Raw genomic sequence first — 13,688 nt, forward strand, 5'->3', positions numbered from 1 at the left:
CGATTCGTCGTTTGAATAGGCTGGTTTTTGAGGAGGCGATAGATTCGCAGAGAGTTTTTCACCCCCGGTAGGGGTGCGGGGTATTCGACCACCCGCGTTCGACACATGAAGACGGATTCGACCGACTATCCCAGAACAGACGTACAGACTGCGAGCGACCCCTGCCCGACGAACAGAGACGAAGTCGAGTATGTGGGGATGCGCGTCGACGACAGACCGGTCGTACTCAACCTCACCGAACACGAGCGACTCGTCCCCGACCGAAGCCTCAGTCTCGTACGACAGCACCTGTCGGGATTCGAGTGGGGCGACACTGGTAGCGGTTCGGCACAGCTCGCCTGTGGACTCCTCCTCGATTACACCGACGACGAAGCCGTTGCCTCCCAACACTACATCCAGTTCCGCGATGACGTGGTGAGCCAGCTGGAGTGCAGTGGACCAGCCAATTGCTGGCATCTCACCGGCGACGACATCGAGGCCGCACTCGCGGGTGTCACCAAGCACGAAGCACTCACGCCGGATGGTGGAACGCCAACCCCGTCACTTCCAGTAAACTGGAGTGCCGTGAATCGGTCAGAACGGACAGTCTTCCAGCGGCGAGACATCGACCACTACGTCGTCCTCGGTGAAGGGACCGAGAAGTGGCTGCTCCTACTCTGTGCCCAGGGCGACCGTGCGTATCCCGCCCCACTCGATATACGAACAGTTCCGATTGAGGAGGATCCTGCTCCCGCCGTGCGGGAACTCGTTGCCGAGAGCAACGACCTCGTCAAGCCGGAGGAGGATGCGTGATGGAGACCCTTCGCTTCTCCCGGGCCACCTACCAGCTCATCGAACGTGCCGTTGAAGCACTGGAGCGTATCGGCCACGAACTCGAGCGGTACAACGACCAGCAGGAACGTGAGAGAACCGAGAGCACAGACGTCTCGGCGGGGCGCGACGATTCATGACCAGCGTCCACCACGATGATGCGACTGGCCAGACCGGGTTTCAGTTCACACGGGCGTCGGGCGGGTGCGACTGTCCGATCCATCGCGACGGCGAACCGATTACAGCGCCGCTTGGATTGCGGTTCGCCGAGCGAGTCCAAATCGAGACGATTCCCCGGCACGTCGCCGGCGCAATCTACGAGGACCATCACTCCTACATGGACAGCGTCCCACTCACCAACCTGGTTCATCACGGTCTGAGCTACCAAGGACATCTTATGGGTGCGATTACATGGCGACACCCGCTCATCCGGTCATTGAATCACGATAAAACCCGGTACGAAGGCGACGAGATCGTCGAGGCAGCTCGCATCTGTATCGGTGTCGACTTCCCGAACCTCGCATCGGCAGCGCTTGCACGGTCGATGGATCAGTTCATTCGACGTGAAGCACGTCGACGCGGGATTCGACTCCTCCTGACGTTCGTTCGAGCGGATTACTCTGGATCAATGGTGAAAGCACTCCGAGCCAAGGGCTGGCACTGTACGGGAAAGCGGGGACAGGCCAAGCAGGGAATCGACCGACAAGCCGATTCGTGAGACGCCGAAATGGCGATTCGTGTGTGAGGTATCCAGTGGTCACGATAGCACACAAACGACAGTTGAGCAGTGGTCAGCATGACGCAGAAAGCGACTCTCGATCACTTCGCGACGAGTGCGACCGAGGAATCCAGCTCGTTCACGCGATAGGAATTCACAGAAGTCTTCATACTCCTCGTCATTGCAGATTTCCTATCAGTTGAAATCGGCGTGCTGAATATAGAGAGTGAGTTCAGCACGCGATTGCGGTTCGTTTCACGCCGTTGGTTGCGAAACAGCTGTTCAGTAGGGCCTGCGTATCTGGCGTTATTGGTGGCACAACACCAGCCGGTCACTGTTCACGACCTGATTTCCAAAATATCCAAGCCAACCACAGGGTGATTGCAATTAGTGCGGCGAGGACGAAGTAGAAGGCCATCATTTGTTGGTCCTTACCCTCGGTACTCAGAAGTACAGAACCTATGGTTACGCCGCCGAATAGGAGAAAGAAGGTTATCGACGAGATACGGAGCAATCCGGCCTGCTTTCGACGGTCAGCCGCAAGGATCTCCGCCGTACCCATACAGAGAAATGCAAACGCCAGAAGAATGAACCTTGGTTCTATCTTGATTTGTTCACTCCAACCAGTAGTGAACAAGATTCCGCCGATTAGGACTAAAATCAATAGAAGCCCGAATCCGATAGGTACTACGGACCACTTATCTCCGTTTGGCTCTCTAAACAACTCGGCTTTCACCCGTCGTAGGATGTTCATTTCCCACAATTGTGTCAGGCAGACGTATAAATGACTCTGGTATTGGACTAGTCGATAAGTTCCCTATTCTGAGCAATGCGAGTCTCTCACAGCAGGCGCCAAGTCCGTGACCGATTCGCGCTCTCTATTCAGCACGGTCCGTTTATCAGCCACAGAGAAGCACGTCAATCGATTGTATGAGAACTTCTGCTTATAGAAGAGCAGCTTCCCACGCTGGGATGTACATCCCTGGGTGCTGAATCCGGAGCAGGTACGCCGACGACACTCCTCTGACGAGTGATCAGTGGAGGGCAGTCCAGCTCCGACTTCGTTCAGATCATTAACCAACAGGAACCCCTCCTATGCTGTTTCTGTTGGTTAATTGCTTCCAATAGCCCGGTTTTATCTCTCCCTGAAGGGGTGTGGGGCGGCCAGAAGTGGCCGTTCCGGGCCCTACTCATGTCGCTCGATATCAGTTCCAGCAGTAGCACCGCACGTGAGATTGACGCTGCAAAGCAAACTGACTACATGGCGTTCCTCCATCGGGCTCCGTTCGCTCTAGACGCCTTCACACTCGGCTTCCTGCCCGGGTATCGTGAAGACTGTAGTTATCAGCAATCCCAATTTCAGGGGTTAGAGATTCCCGTCGGGATGCTCGATAACGACTTTCGAAGTCCCGACCTGACTCGATACGTCGACCGGTTTTTCGAACACGAGCCGCGAGTCGGCGCCATTGGTGACGCGTACGAACCCGACGATGTCGGTGATTACGTCGCTGCTGCTCTCGAAATCCAAGCGAGCTACCCCGATGCAGAGCTCGTCATCGTGCCCAAGTGCAGGGAGGTGATCGAGATGATTCCAGACGACATCGTGCTCGGCTACTCCCGGGGCTACGCTGATCGGTTGGCCCACGAGTTCTCCGAGCCGACCGACTGGCGTGGCCGGCGCGTCCACATCCTCGGTGGGAGCCCGCCGAAACAGCTTGACGTCATTCAGCAGTTGACCCGACCGACGCTCACGAATGACCCACCCGCAGATATCGTCGGCGTTGACTGGAACGGCCTCCATCGTGGCGCGCAGTTCGGAGAGTTCTGGACAGCGGCCGGATGGGACGACAGCGGTCGGGACGCAGACCATGTCACAGTTCGGAAGACCGTTCGTCACAGCCTTGGTCGACTCCGAGAGTTCTGGCAGGAACACGGCGTCTGGCCAGATTCGATACCGCAAGATGCCGGTCTGGATGTAGGGTACGAGGGGCCATCACCGAGTGATCTCGACGGTGCTGCCTGTACTGGATGCGGAGCGAATGTCTGGAGAACCCCTCGTGGTCCCTTGTTGCCGAGTATGATACGGGAGATGTCTGTGGATACTGCAGCTACGACTGCTACTTCTCGCATCGGCAAAGAAACAATCTCGAGGAAATAGCCGGCGAGCAGAGCGTCTACTTCCCACCGGCGTGACTCGGAGATTGTTTTTCGAGCCCTGAGAGGGCGAAGGCTCCATCGAGAGTCTTCGTCCAGAGGTGAATCAAGTGAGTCAGCGACAGCATGCGAACGATGTCTCGGTCGATGGGATTCCAATCGATATTTCGAACACACAGTCCGGGGAAATCGAGCCAGGTGATGTTCCTGCGGAGATCGAATCCATCACTCGCGGACTGGCGAGTGAACAACCGCCGACGAATCCACTCGTCGTTCTCAAAGCGGCTCGGTGGTGGTACATCCACGGCAAAGGTGGGTCCGATCCCGCGTTCCGGTGGGCCATCGAGTGGGCGCGACACCTCGCGACCGACGTACCGAGCGACGTCGAGCGGTTCGACGCGTATCTCGAATATCTCGTTACAGTCGGGTTCGCGGACGAACCATACGAACTCCGGTAACTCTCAAGGGGAGTTGTTTTTCGCGCCCTGAAGGGTGCGGCGCGTTCCGAATTGACGCGGTTGCGGTGAACCCGGTTCAGTGAAATTATGGCTACGACCAGTGACTCGTCAGTCTCCTTCGACGAGACCGACACGCGATCCGACGAGATGAACAGCACTATCAAACAGTGGGTCGACGACCTCGTCGCCGGCGTCGACGACGCGCAGGCCAGCGAGGAGTTCCAGGAGTGGCTCGATGTCCAGAGTCGTTTCCACGACTATTCCTACCGGAACACGCTCCTGATCAAGCGCCAGTGCCCCGAGGCGACCCGCGTCGCTGGCTATCGGACATGGCAAGAAGACTTTGACCGGCACGTCCAGGAGGGAGAAAGCGCGATCTGGATCTGGGCACCGATCATCACAACGCAGTGCCCGGAGTGCGAGAACTCACCGAGCTATCACGAGAACAGTGACTGTGACTACGACCAGACGCCACCCGAAGAGTGGTCGAAGGGACTCGTTGGGTTCAGACCCGCGCCGGTGTTCGACATCTCCCAGACGGACGGTGAGCCGCTTCCGGAACTCGATACGGAAGCGACCGGGGACGCCGGCAATCTCGTCAGCCGGCTAACCGACGCCGCGGATGAACTCGGCGTGACGGTGCGGATCATTCCGGCCGACGAGTGGACCCACGGTGAGGCGAAGGGCACCTGCAAGCAGCTGAGTCTCGTCGATATGCAGCCGCGTGTCGAGGTTCGGGATCGAGAGAACGACGCCGATCTCGCCCGGACGCTGGTTCACGAGTACGCGCACGCCCTGCTCCATTTCGATGTCGACGACGACACCGAACGGTCGAAACGCGAAGTCGAGGCCGAAGCCGTCGCGTACGTCGTCGGGCGGTACTGTGGGCTCGACACCAGCGGCTCGGCGTTCTACTTGGCTGCCTGGGAGTCGGACGATCCCGAGATTGTTCGCGAGCGGCTCGGGCGGATCAGTCGAATATCGACAGAGATCATTACGTTGCTTGAAGATTGAACCGACGCTGAACCAGAGTCTACTTAACCAACGCAGCTTTGCTCCTGGCGTCTGTGTTGGTTAACACAACGGTGACCCATGTCCAATTACCCACCAAAGCCGCCTCAGAACGTACCAAGCGGTATCGCTGAGAAACTTACCGACCAGTCACCAGATGTACTTCGAGACATCGCTCGATACGCTGATGAACTCGCCGAGCATCGAGAGCGTGAGGCGCAACTCCCAGAACAGGACGAACAGGATGAAGACGTCGAAGTGGAAGCAGACCGCCCGGATGACGTCTTCTCAAAGGTGACGATTACGGTCAAAGAGATCAACAACCATCGCTACTACTACTAGTGGCGGGTGGGTGAGAAGATCAAGTCGAAGTACAAAGGGCTAGTTGGGTCAGATAGTTAGTCGGCAAAATTGCTTGGGAGTGTAATCAAAGCTGGTTCTCGAGTGCCGCACTATTCGTAGTCGTCTGGGAGTACATCATTGACACTGTCGACCGGGGCGTAATAGCCACGTTCGGTAGTCCATGTGTGCAACCATTCGTTAGCGAGGGTAAGCAAAAGGTCACCTCTCACAACACCCCGAACGAGTAATCCAATCGAACCAGTTACGTCGACGTCCTTGTCTTTCGCTACCCGACGACCAGCAGCATCATCAGTTACGAGCGTCCATCCGTTCTCCCACGCTAAGAGAAAGGCTTCAAACTCACCACGGTCAAGGCGATCTCTTTCAGACTCAAATCGGTCTGCCACTGTCGAATCGACAGCAGGAATCTGAAACTTTCCAGCATCAAGTGCCGTCTGTGCTGGTTCGAGAAATGCGTGTCCTGTGTCTATGCCCTGAGCGATTTCATCTCGCACTGCAGGAACAGTATATATTTGGTCAAATTCTGTAGTTAGCCAGTCGATTGAGTCAGAGCTCGCGAAATTGCTGAGTACAGTTGCATCAAAAACAAGCGCTACCGAGTCTTCCTCACTCATTCAAGATTCAAGGCTGTCGTGACCTCGTCGTCAAGTTCGTCTTGAGAGCGAGGACCGTACCGACGGTCCACACCGGCATCCTTCAGGATAGATTCCATCTCCCAGCGAGAGACACCGGCGTGCTCGGCAGCTTTTCCAAGGGAGATCTCCCCGAGAATAAACAACCCAATAGCCTCTGCAAGGTCGTTGTTACCCCCTCCGCCGGAATCAACTCGGGTTCCCATAGTCACCTAAAATTGAGTGCTACTGCCTCTTGAATCTACCCGACAATCAAAGAGATACCGTCTGGCGAAAGACGAGAAGAGGCTGTTAAGATATCAAAGATAGAATAATTATCTATGCTGTCTTAGAGTTTCTTTCACGGTGGGGTCTAGCAAAAGGGACACGAACGAAGTAGATGCTTCTGATGATTACTGAAATGAGTTGAGAGCCCTCTATTGTCGTGTACAAGGTATAATTTCGGGAGTGGTTTTTTCGCGGTGCCAAATTCAGTTTCAGCAATTTCTAAGAAGTCTAAGACAGTATAATTATCTATGCTCGTTAAACTAACTCGTTACTACCCATTGTCTGACGAACTATTAAGACGTCTAAGATTGCATAACCAGCAAGTAAGATATGACAACGAAGATTGCGTGTACGAATCAGAAAGGTGGTGTTGGGAAGACAACCACAGCGATCAACGTCGCTGGTGCATTGTCAGAGCGCGGTCACGATGTACTCTTCATCGATCTTGACCCACAAGGACACGCAACCGAAGGGTTGGGACTTGGGCAAGCGTACGAATCCGAACCTCCGCATTTAGGTACCGTCCTTGTCGAGATCGGCGAACAAGAACGCGTCAACGACCTCATATACGAACATGAGGAGATGGACGTCCTCGCAGCGAACATCGATATGTTCACACTCGAAACCGATCTCACGGGGGCGATGCGGTCGCGCGAGCGCCTTGAGATGGTCCTCGACGAATTAGAATACGAATACGACTTCGTGGTTGTCGACTGTCCGCCCTCGCTCGGCCATCTCACCGACAACGCACTCCTCGCATGTGGGAATCTCCTCGTGCCAGCACTCGCCGAAGGGACGAGTATCCGAGCCTTAGAAATCCTCTATGACCAAATCGACTCGCTTGAACAGGGGTATGAGACGACCATTCGAGAGGTAGGCCTTGTTGCAAACCGCGTCGAGACAGACGGCGAAGCTGAGGAGATGATGGAGTGGTTCGAGGCAACGCTTGGAGATCAGATGCCAATCTGGGAGATTCGAAAGCGTGTCGCACTCAAGCGTGCCTGGAACGAGGGTGTCTCGATTTTCACGCACAGCGAGGAGTGCGACATGGAAGCCGTCTACTTGGACATTGCAAGGTATCTGGAGGATCTCGAATGAGCGACCGAAACGAACGGTCTAGTCGGCTTCGACGTCGGTTCGATGATGATCTAGACGACGATGAATCTGAGACAGAACAAGAGAAGACAGTGGCAGAGTCTAAGACAGAACCGTCAGATAAGCCGTCTAAGAAATCTAAGACAGATATGCAGTCTGAGACAGCACAACCAGATGAGCTCTCTGTGAAAGATCGACCGAGCGTGCTGATGTATCTCCCCGAGGACATCAGACAGGAGCTCGACATCCGGTTTGACGAACTCAATGCCAAGTACAAACGTGAACACGGCGAAGCGTTAGAGAAAAATCGCGATTACTACCCTGCTGTGATTAGAGCCGGGTTAGAAGGGAAAGATCTCGAAGGCGTCTTAGACATCTAATCTCTCTAAGAGATGATCTGAGCAGTTCTACTGAAGTCTTCAGCATGAAGAAACTGTATGGACTTCTCCAAAAATTGTCAGAAGCGGCGTGCTGAACTTAGAGGTTGAATCTCTTACGGAGGTCTCGTTAATTCCGTCTCATTGGCGCTGAACTGGCTGCTAAGTGGGTATGCGAGAAGATTAGGTCAGATGTCGAATCCGTTTCGCCTGAGTGCCTCTGCCAGCTCCCCGTCAGGGTCAGCCACAAACTCAACCAACGATGACTCAGGCCTTGTTGTCGTATATAGTTCAGAGTCAATATTGTCGGGGATTTCGTTCGCGTACGTCTTGTCTACAACTGCAACTGATATTTTTGGCCTCGTGTTCGCGTCTTTTGACTCACTCATTAACTGATGGTACAGAGAAGGGATGTTTGGCTTTTGCCATCGAGTGTGAAATTCCAATTTGCCCATAGTGAGTGCCGAATCGATGACCGATTCGCCCCCTGAGTTCAGCACGACCACAAAAACCTATCACCAGTATAGGCATTCTACTGATCGATTCTCTCCAAAGTCCCGACTGTATTTGGAACCTCTTTTTCTGCCAACTTAGAGAAGTAGTTTAGATAGCAAAGAGAGATATGGTAGGTATGACGTCTAAGACAGTTAAGAGACAAGTGAATCTCCAGTCGCCTCTTTGGCCGGAAAGAAAACAGAATCAAAAAGGGGTTATTTACTGACGATGCTAATTAGCTTCTGGCGCATCCGAGAGTCAATCGGAATCTGTGAACAGCGGCCGTCCAGGCCAACCGACTGTAGTAGGAGACTTGCTTCGTCAAGCAGTGACAGTTGGAGATACGTCCCCTCTCGATACCCATCACTCGTCCGTGTCATATCGATGATCGTCAGTGTCTCGTATTCACGGAGTTGGTCAGTGATGCGCTTCTGTCCAAGCACCTTCATACCGATCGCTTCAGCAAACATACGATACACCTGATACATTTCCGCTGCTTTGAATTGTGACTGGTTTGTGAACTCATCCATCGCAGCAAGTGCAGCAATCGCAATCTTGGCCTGTGTCGGACAGCCACGAATCAAATCCTGAATACGGGTCACTTCAGCATCGTCGTTGGCGGTTCGAACATGTTCCCCTCGAACTTGCCCAGCGTCATCATCACGAGCGACTTCGCCAGCAAGTCGAAAGAGGTCGAGTGCACGGCGTGCGTCCCCGTGTTCTTGGGCAGAAAAGGCCGAGCAGAGTGGGATAACATCGTCTGAGAGAACGCCTGATCGGTATGCGTCGCGACGTCGTTCGAGAATGTCTCCGAGTTGGTTGGCGTCGTACGCAGGGAACACAATCTCATCCGGCGCAAAGGAGCTCTCAACTCGAGTGTCTAGGCGATCACCATACTTGAGGTCGTTACTGATACCAACAACCGTGATGCTGGCCTCGACATCGTTCTCTTCTCCTGCTCGGGACAGTTGCATCAGGAGTTTGCTGTCCTCAGCTTCTTCAGGAGGAACATTTCTCGCGTCGTCAGGTGGTGCAAGACGATCGATCTCGTCAAGGACAACAATGACTGCGTCGTAGAGTTCGTCGATGATTGTCCACAGTCGGTCGTAGTACGCCCCAGTCGCAATACCGGAGTGTGGAATCGTGACACCGGTCTTCTCAGAACGGTTCAGACCCTTCGCGAGATGAATGACTGTTTGGACCTCTGAGCGACGTTGTGCGCAGTCAATGATTGCGCGACCAATACGAACATCGTTGTTCATCCCTCGTTCTTCGACCTCGCGACTGACGTATCGAGTCACGAGTGTTTTCCCCGATCCGGATTTCCCAAGAAGAAGTGTTCCCTTACCCGACCCACCAGAAATTGTCGGCTTCAATCGACGGGCGACAGTCTCGATTTGACTGTTTCGCCCGACAATCTTGTCCTGGTCTGGGATGTGGTCGATACGAAGGAGATCCTCGTTGGCGAAAATTGGATCCTCCTCATCAAGGACAGATAGGGGGTCGTCCCGAGAACCGGAGCGAGAGTGAGCGACAGCGCCATGCTCGGTGGCGTAATCGCCAAGCGTTCTTGTCTGCTCCGTGCTTGAGGGCATACACCGCATTTCAGATGAATTTGCCTTAGTTCTTTTCCCTACCACATCTTCAAAGGTAGAATTCGATTAGAGAGTTGATTCTATCCCAAGATTTCCATCGTGTCTGTCTCTTAGAGAGTCAGAATTGAAAGTGAATTAGTCAACACCATGTTTCAGATGAATTAGTGGGTAAGTACAGTACTCGATGTCCCACACCGTATTTCAGATGAATTCGCGTGATAGTGTGACTTGTTTGCGAGATATAGAACACACCCACACCGTATTTCAGATGAATTTAGCCGGTTACAGAAAAGAATTCGAACGGGCCCGAGATGTTGGTCTGTCTTATGAAACCCGGTGAAACAGCAGCAAGAGACGTTGTGAGTGGGAAATCATCTGAAATGTGGTGTCCGAGTTAGTGGCCGATTGGAACCGCACGGAATATTCACGGCGGTGTCTACTCATCAGCCAAATTCTCGGTTAGTATATAAAGATGGCTGAGATCACCAGTTCTTCTCTGTGGAAATTCGCTGTATTGGTTGAAATTAGGACTTTTAGCTACTCATTACTACTACTACTTTACCTATACAGTTAATTATATAATAACGCGGGTAGTGCCTCGTTCTCCACGAGAATCATAGCATCGGTTATTCATACAAGAGACGCCCAATTGCCGTCAAATTGGCTTTCTTCGCCCCGTACCTACAAGCCTTCACGAGTCAGTCCTCCACTTCCCGTGGAGCCGAATTCATTTGAAATCCGGGGAGGGGGTGTCGAAGTTTCTTGATAGGCGTCGTCCGAAAAGATGACAAGGTTAACTCTCACTTATATTCTTAGGTGGTGCTCCGTTGATTACTGGCTGCAACGCATTCCGGTACTTCTCAAGTTCGTTATCTCGTTCCTGGATCTCCTCCGGCTGGTAGTTCTCACGTAAGGGATACTCGTCCGAGAAAATGTTCTCATCCGGAGTAAACATCGCCATCTTAACTTGTGGGGACGTATTGACGTCTGGTAAAGACCGAAGGTTCCTGAGTGTCTTGAGCCCGTTGGTTTTTATGCTATGACCTATCTCAACGGCTCCTGTCAGACACCACTATTTCCCGAGTTCTAGGTCAAAAGGGAAGGCCAATTTAGGAACACGCAACACTATAACTTATGGAAAACTTTATCATGGTATCTACATATCCATAGCTGCAAACCACCTAAGCGGAGTGGTTTGTTTGTAGGGTTCTAGAAAGAAAGCGTGGTTTTCGAGCGGTACAGTCGGTTTCGTGAGGGGGCTCGGGAAATGGTTGTGTCTCTCTGCACGATATCAACCGATAGAATTAACCAACGAGACAGTCAAGGACTTAACCAACAACGAGCATGCGCGATGTACCTGACGACATCGAAGACCGGCTTGAGGAACTGACTCCCCGGCAACTGGACCAGGTCTCACGACTAGCTGAGCGACTGGCCGAGGATCAACGACGTGAACAAAGGATAGAGGAGAAAGAAGAACGAGACGATGAGGTACGGACGGATATTCGGGGAGACAATCTTCCGGACGGCGTCCCAGGTAAAGCGACGTTGACGAAGAAGAAAATCAACAGCAATGAGTACTGGTACTGGCAGTGGCGGGACGGAGAGAAGATCCGCTCACAATATAAGGGACCTGTTGACAGCAGCTGATGGGTCACTGTCAGAGATTCTACGAATCGTTCGGTACAGGAGAGCCACGAATCGAACGCCACTGGTTCGGGAAACATTTCTTCAGTAGTGTAGTGACGACGGCCACACATCCATACGCTTTTGAGTCTCCTGAGTGACTTTCCCCCTCATGACTTCTCCAGAGGATAGAACAGATAGTGAGCATGATGTCGGATTTGACGAGCAGGCATTGTATGTCGTTGTTCGGAAAGCTGTTGAAGATGGAATTCTTGGAGCAACCGGGAAGCTCGTGCAAATCGGGGTTTCAGTTTTAATCGTCTGGTTCGGGATGCTGAGTGCTTTCTCAGAACAATCGATTATCGCATCCGTGAGTTGGGTTGTGGTGGCTATTCTCGGACTCTATCTCATTGCCACAGCCTTAGAAATCATCCCCTCTGTTCGAGACTGGTTTTAGGAAATCGCTCAATTCGCACGTCCCCACTGAACGGCTGTTTCACATCCATCTACTGCAGAAATAAGTGTTGAACTACTCGTCGAGGAGTCGACTAGCGGTCTCACCGCGCTCTGAAGCGTCGATGTGCGAGTACGCTTCCTTCGTCACCGAAAGACTGGAGTGCCGAAGGATATCGGACGCTAGTCCTCGATCTTCCCGGAACAACGCATCCCCGAGGCCGCGACGAGCACCATGCAGCTTCGGTTTCTCACCGTCGACGTCGACGCTAGCGTCCTCAGCAATCCGCGCGAGAACCCGACGAGCACCGTGAGTCGTAATCGCTGGCGGAGCAATCTCTAACTCGTGGAGAACCTCGTCGACGTCGGCGTCACCGAGGAGTGCGTCCGCGTCGTCGCGAGCGTCGCGGACCGCCGCGTACTTCGACGGCCCGTGTCCGGTCGGGAACACCGGCCACTCGTCGGTCGGAGGGTTCTGCACGCGCTTCCACTGCCGTATCGCCTCACGCGCCTGTTCGAGCACGGAGACGTCCTCCCACGACTGGGACTTTCCCCAGACACGGAACGTCCACGAGTCCGTATCGACGCGTTTCCAGGTGAGTCCCTGTCGGCCCGAGCGGTCGTCGCCGCTCACGCGGAAGACTTCCGCTCCTCGGACGCCCGTGTACGCGAGGACGTGGATGAACGTACGGTCTTGGACGGCCTGTGTAGCGTCGAGACCGTCCGCTTCGATTGCTTCGTACGCGCGGTCGTTCGTGTACTCGACGAGTTGCTGGCGAACGTCGGGCGTCCAGAACTGCTGGGTGCGGTCTTCGTCGTCGCGGGGCAAGGGCTCGCGAGCGCGATCTGTGAGCGCCGGATTCTGTGAGAGGACGCCGTCGCGGACACAGTAGCCGATAAAGCCGCTGACGACGTTATAGTACATCTGTGCCGTCGATGCTGCGATTCCATCTGCCTCGACGCGCTGGTTGAGTCGGTCGGCATATCGGCGAAGGATCTGCTCGCCATCGTTCTCGAAGGAGTCGAAGGAATTGAAGTCGCGACCTCGAAGCCAGACGGTGAACTGGTTGAGGACGGTTTCGGCGGTCTGGCGGTACTGATCGGAGTCACCGTTGGATCGTAGGTAGCGGTCAACAGCTTGGGAGAGCTCGGAGTCATCGTCGGTCATGTGATCCTCCGTGATGCTGGAGTGGCGTTTCGAGGGTCGTAGCCCCTGGATTCTGTGGTTGGCATCGGATGGGATGAGGGTACAGCGTCGACCCCCTTAGTTCTACGTTCGTGTACTCATCTACACGTACGTGGACCCTCCTTCATCATTCGTTGCTACAGAGAACGCCTATACCTGCCGAATATAGTATTTTTACGTCTTGAATCTAACCCGTAAATCCTATGATGATATACTAATATACGGACCGTGAAGTTGCAGAGTTTCGGAGGATGGATTATTTTTGCGCGTTGCTGGAGATTTTCATGGTTCGGACAGCCACTACGATGTCGCATCAACTACCTTTCTCGGTGAAACGCCACCGAATGCGCGCAAACAGCCGCAAAATTTGATCTCTCGCAGAGGGTTGCCACTCACAACAGGCAGTCCGTGCTGGCGTAGAGCGCTAGTCAGGCGGGATTAGTGCCGA

15 protein-coding genes and 2 pseudogenes are annotated in these 13,688 nt (G+C 53.8%); 11 read left to right on the forward strand and 6 right to left on the reverse strand.

Annotated elements, in window-relative coordinates; all coding sequences use genetic code 11:
* The first annotated feature begins 105 nt into the window (after positions 1–105).
* The 3 genes from NDI76_RS21980 to NDI76_RS21990 are packed head-to-tail and all read left to right on the forward strand — an operon-like array spanning position 106 to position 1,528.
* The gene (locus NDI76_RS21980) at positions 106–792 is read left to right on the forward strand and encodes a DUF6166 domain-containing protein (protein WP_310926284.1); all 687 of its coding nucleotides are present in this window, start codon (positions 106–108) and stop codon (positions 790–792) included.
* Entirely contained in the window at positions 792–950 is a 159-nt protein-coding gene (locus NDI76_RS21985) for a hypothetical protein (protein WP_310926285.1), read from the forward strand. Before NDI76_RS21980 ends, NDI76_RS21985 begins: the two co-directional genes overlap by 1 nt.
* The gene (locus tag NDI76_RS21990; RefSeq protein WP_310926286.1) at positions 947–1,528 is read left to right on the forward strand and encodes a hypothetical protein; all 582 of its coding nucleotides are present in this window, start codon (positions 947–949) and stop codon (positions 1,526–1,528) included. The genes NDI76_RS21985 and NDI76_RS21990 overlap by 4 nt, the downstream gene beginning before the upstream one ends.
* 331 nt (positions 1,529–1,859) lie before the next feature.
* On the opposite strand, the gene NDI76_RS21995 is transcribed toward NDI76_RS21990, so the two are convergent.
* Positions 1,860–2,282, reverse strand: coding sequence for a DUF8011 family protein (locus NDI76_RS21995; protein WP_310926287.1), 423 nt, complete (start codon positions 2,280–2,282; stop codon positions 1,860–1,862).
* A 438-nt stretch (positions 2,283–2,720) separates the two neighbouring features.
* Here NDI76_RS21995 and NDI76_RS22000 point away from each other — a divergent pair.
* The 4 genes and pseudogenes from NDI76_RS22000 to NDI76_RS22015 all read left to right on the forward strand — a co-directional run.
* Positions 2,721–3,721 (forward strand): annotated as a pseudogene (locus tag NDI76_RS22000) (DUF6610 family protein).
* 71 nt (positions 3,722–3,792) lie between these two features.
* A complete protein-coding gene (locus tag NDI76_RS22005) occupies positions 3,793–4,140 on the forward strand; it encodes a DUF8013 domain-containing protein (protein ID WP_310926288.1) in 348 nt (115 codons plus the stop codon).
* A gap of 87 nt (positions 4,141–4,227) precedes the next feature.
* Positions 4,228–5,154, forward strand: coding sequence for an ArdC-like ssDNA-binding domain-containing protein (locus tag NDI76_RS22010; protein WP_310926289.1), 927 nt, complete (start codon positions 4,228–4,230; stop codon positions 5,152–5,154).
* Positions 5,155–5,232: 78 nt separating this feature from the next.
* Positions 5,233–5,490 (forward strand): annotated as a pseudogene (locus NDI76_RS22015) (hypothetical protein); the annotation flags it as partial.
* A gap of 113 nt (positions 5,491–5,603) precedes the next feature.
* On the opposite strand, the gene NDI76_RS22020 reads toward NDI76_RS22015, so the two are convergent.
* Complete coding sequence (locus NDI76_RS22020) at positions 5,604–6,128, reverse strand: PIN domain-containing protein (RefSeq protein WP_310926292.1); 525 nt, start codon at positions 6,126–6,128, stop codon at positions 5,604–5,606.
* Positions 6,125–6,352: a UPF0175 family protein gene (locus NDI76_RS22025; protein ID WP_310926294.1), complete on the reverse strand. Its 228-nt coding sequence runs from the start codon at positions 6,350–6,352 to the stop codon at positions 6,125–6,127. Before NDI76_RS22025 ends, NDI76_RS22020 begins: the two co-directional genes overlap by 4 nt.
* A gap of 391 nt (positions 6,353–6,743) precedes the next feature.
* Here NDI76_RS22025 and NDI76_RS22030 point away from each other — a divergent pair, with 391 nt between their 5' ends.
* Positions 6,744–7,511, forward strand: a complete 768-nt coding sequence (locus NDI76_RS22030) for a ParA family protein (protein WP_310926296.1) — start codon at positions 6,744–6,746, stop codon at positions 7,509–7,511.
* On the forward strand, positions 7,508–7,888 hold the full coding sequence (locus NDI76_RS22035) for a DUF8160 family protein (protein ID WP_310926298.1): 381 nt from the start codon (positions 7,508–7,510) through the stop codon (positions 7,886–7,888). Before NDI76_RS22030 ends, NDI76_RS22035 begins: the two co-directional genes overlap by 4 nt.
* A 185-nt stretch (positions 7,889–8,073) precedes the next feature.
* Here NDI76_RS22035 and NDI76_RS22040 read toward each other — a convergent pair whose 3' ends face one another.
* Positions 8,074–8,274 carry a hypothetical protein gene (locus tag NDI76_RS22040; RefSeq protein ID WP_310926300.1) on the reverse strand — a complete coding sequence of 67 codons (201 nt, stop codon included), beginning with the start codon at positions 8,272–8,274 and terminating at the stop codon, positions 8,074–8,076.
* Between the two features lie 321 nt (positions 8,275–8,595).
* Positions 8,596–9,975: a Cdc6/Cdc18 family protein gene (locus tag NDI76_RS22045; protein WP_310926301.1), complete on the reverse strand. Its 1,380-nt coding sequence runs from the start codon at positions 9,973–9,975 to the stop codon at positions 8,596–8,598.
* 1,344 nt (positions 9,976–11,319) lie between these two features.
* Here NDI76_RS22045 and NDI76_RS22050 point away from each other — a divergent pair.
* Both NDI76_RS22050 and NDI76_RS22055 read left to right on the forward strand, forming a co-directional pair.
* Entirely contained in the window at positions 11,320–11,625 is a 306-nt protein-coding gene (locus tag NDI76_RS22050; protein WP_310926302.1) for a DUF6788 family protein, read from the forward strand.
* Between the two features lie 148 nt (positions 11,626–11,773).
* Positions 11,774–12,058, forward strand: coding sequence for a hypothetical protein (locus NDI76_RS22055; RefSeq protein ID WP_310926303.1), 285 nt, complete (start codon positions 11,774–11,776; stop codon positions 12,056–12,058).
* 72 nt (positions 12,059–12,130) lie between these two features.
* Here the strand turns inward: NDI76_RS22055 and NDI76_RS22060 are convergent, their stop codons facing one another.
* The gene (locus NDI76_RS22060; RefSeq protein WP_310926304.1) at positions 12,131–13,222 is read right to left on the reverse strand and encodes a tyrosine-type recombinase/integrase; all 1,092 of its coding nucleotides are present in this window, start codon (positions 13,220–13,222) and stop codon (positions 12,131–12,133) included.
* Positions 13,223–13,688 lie beyond the last annotated feature (466 nt).

Origin of the sequence: Halogeometricum sp. S1BR25-6 (assembly GCF_031624495.1) — an archaeon.
Lineage (GTDB): Archaea > Halobacteriota > Halobacteria > Halobacteriales > Haloferacaceae > Halogeometricum > Halogeometricum salsisoli.

Excerpts from the sequence above, each read along its gene's own strand:
- NDI76_RS21980 (WP_310926284.1), top strand. The coding sequence starts at position 106 with ATGAAGACGGATTCGACCGACTATCCCAGAACAGACGTACAGACTGCG.
- NDI76_RS21985 (WP_310926285.1), top strand. The coding sequence starts at position 792 with ATGGAGACCCTTCGCTTCTCCCGGGCCACCTACCAGCTCATCGAACGT.
- NDI76_RS21990 (WP_310926286.1), top strand. The coding sequence starts at position 947 with ATGACCAGCGTCCACCACGATGATGCGACTGGCCAGACCGGGTTTCAG.
- NDI76_RS21995 (WP_310926287.1), bottom strand. The coding sequence starts at position 2,282 with ATGAACATCCTACGACGGGTGAAAGCCGAGTTGTTTAGAGAGCCAAAC.
- NDI76_RS22010 (WP_310926289.1), top strand. The coding sequence starts at position 4,228 with ATGGCTACGACCAGTGACTCGTCAGTCTCCTTCGACGAGACCGACACG.
- NDI76_RS22020 (WP_310926292.1), bottom strand. The coding sequence starts at position 6,128 with ATGAGTGAGGAAGACTCGGTAGCGCTTGTTTTTGATGCAACTGTACTC.
- NDI76_RS22025 (WP_310926294.1), bottom strand. The coding sequence starts at position 6,352 with ATGGGAACCCGAGTTGATTCCGGCGGAGGGGGTAACAACGACCTTGCA.
- NDI76_RS22030 (WP_310926296.1), top strand. The coding sequence starts at position 6,744 with ATGACAACGAAGATTGCGTGTACGAATCAGAAAGGTGGTGTTGGGAAG.
- NDI76_RS22035 (WP_310926298.1), top strand. The coding sequence starts at position 7,508 with ATGAGCGACCGAAACGAACGGTCTAGTCGGCTTCGACGTCGGTTCGAT.
- NDI76_RS22040 (WP_310926300.1), bottom strand. The coding sequence starts at position 8,274 with ATGAGTGAGTCAAAAGACGCGAACACGAGGCCAAAAATATCAGTTGCA.
- NDI76_RS22045 (WP_310926301.1), bottom strand. The coding sequence starts at position 9,975 with ATGCCCTCAAGCACGGAGCAGACAAGAACGCTTGGCGATTACGCCACC.
- NDI76_RS22050 (WP_310926302.1), top strand. The coding sequence starts at position 11,320 with ATGCGCGATGTACCTGACGACATCGAAGACCGGCTTGAGGAACTGACT.
- NDI76_RS22055 (WP_310926303.1), top strand. The coding sequence starts at position 11,774 with ATGACTTCTCCAGAGGATAGAACAGATAGTGAGCATGATGTCGGATTT.
- NDI76_RS22060 (WP_310926304.1), bottom strand. The coding sequence starts at position 13,222 with ATGACCGACGATGACTCCGAGCTCTCCCAAGCTGTTGACCGCTACCTA.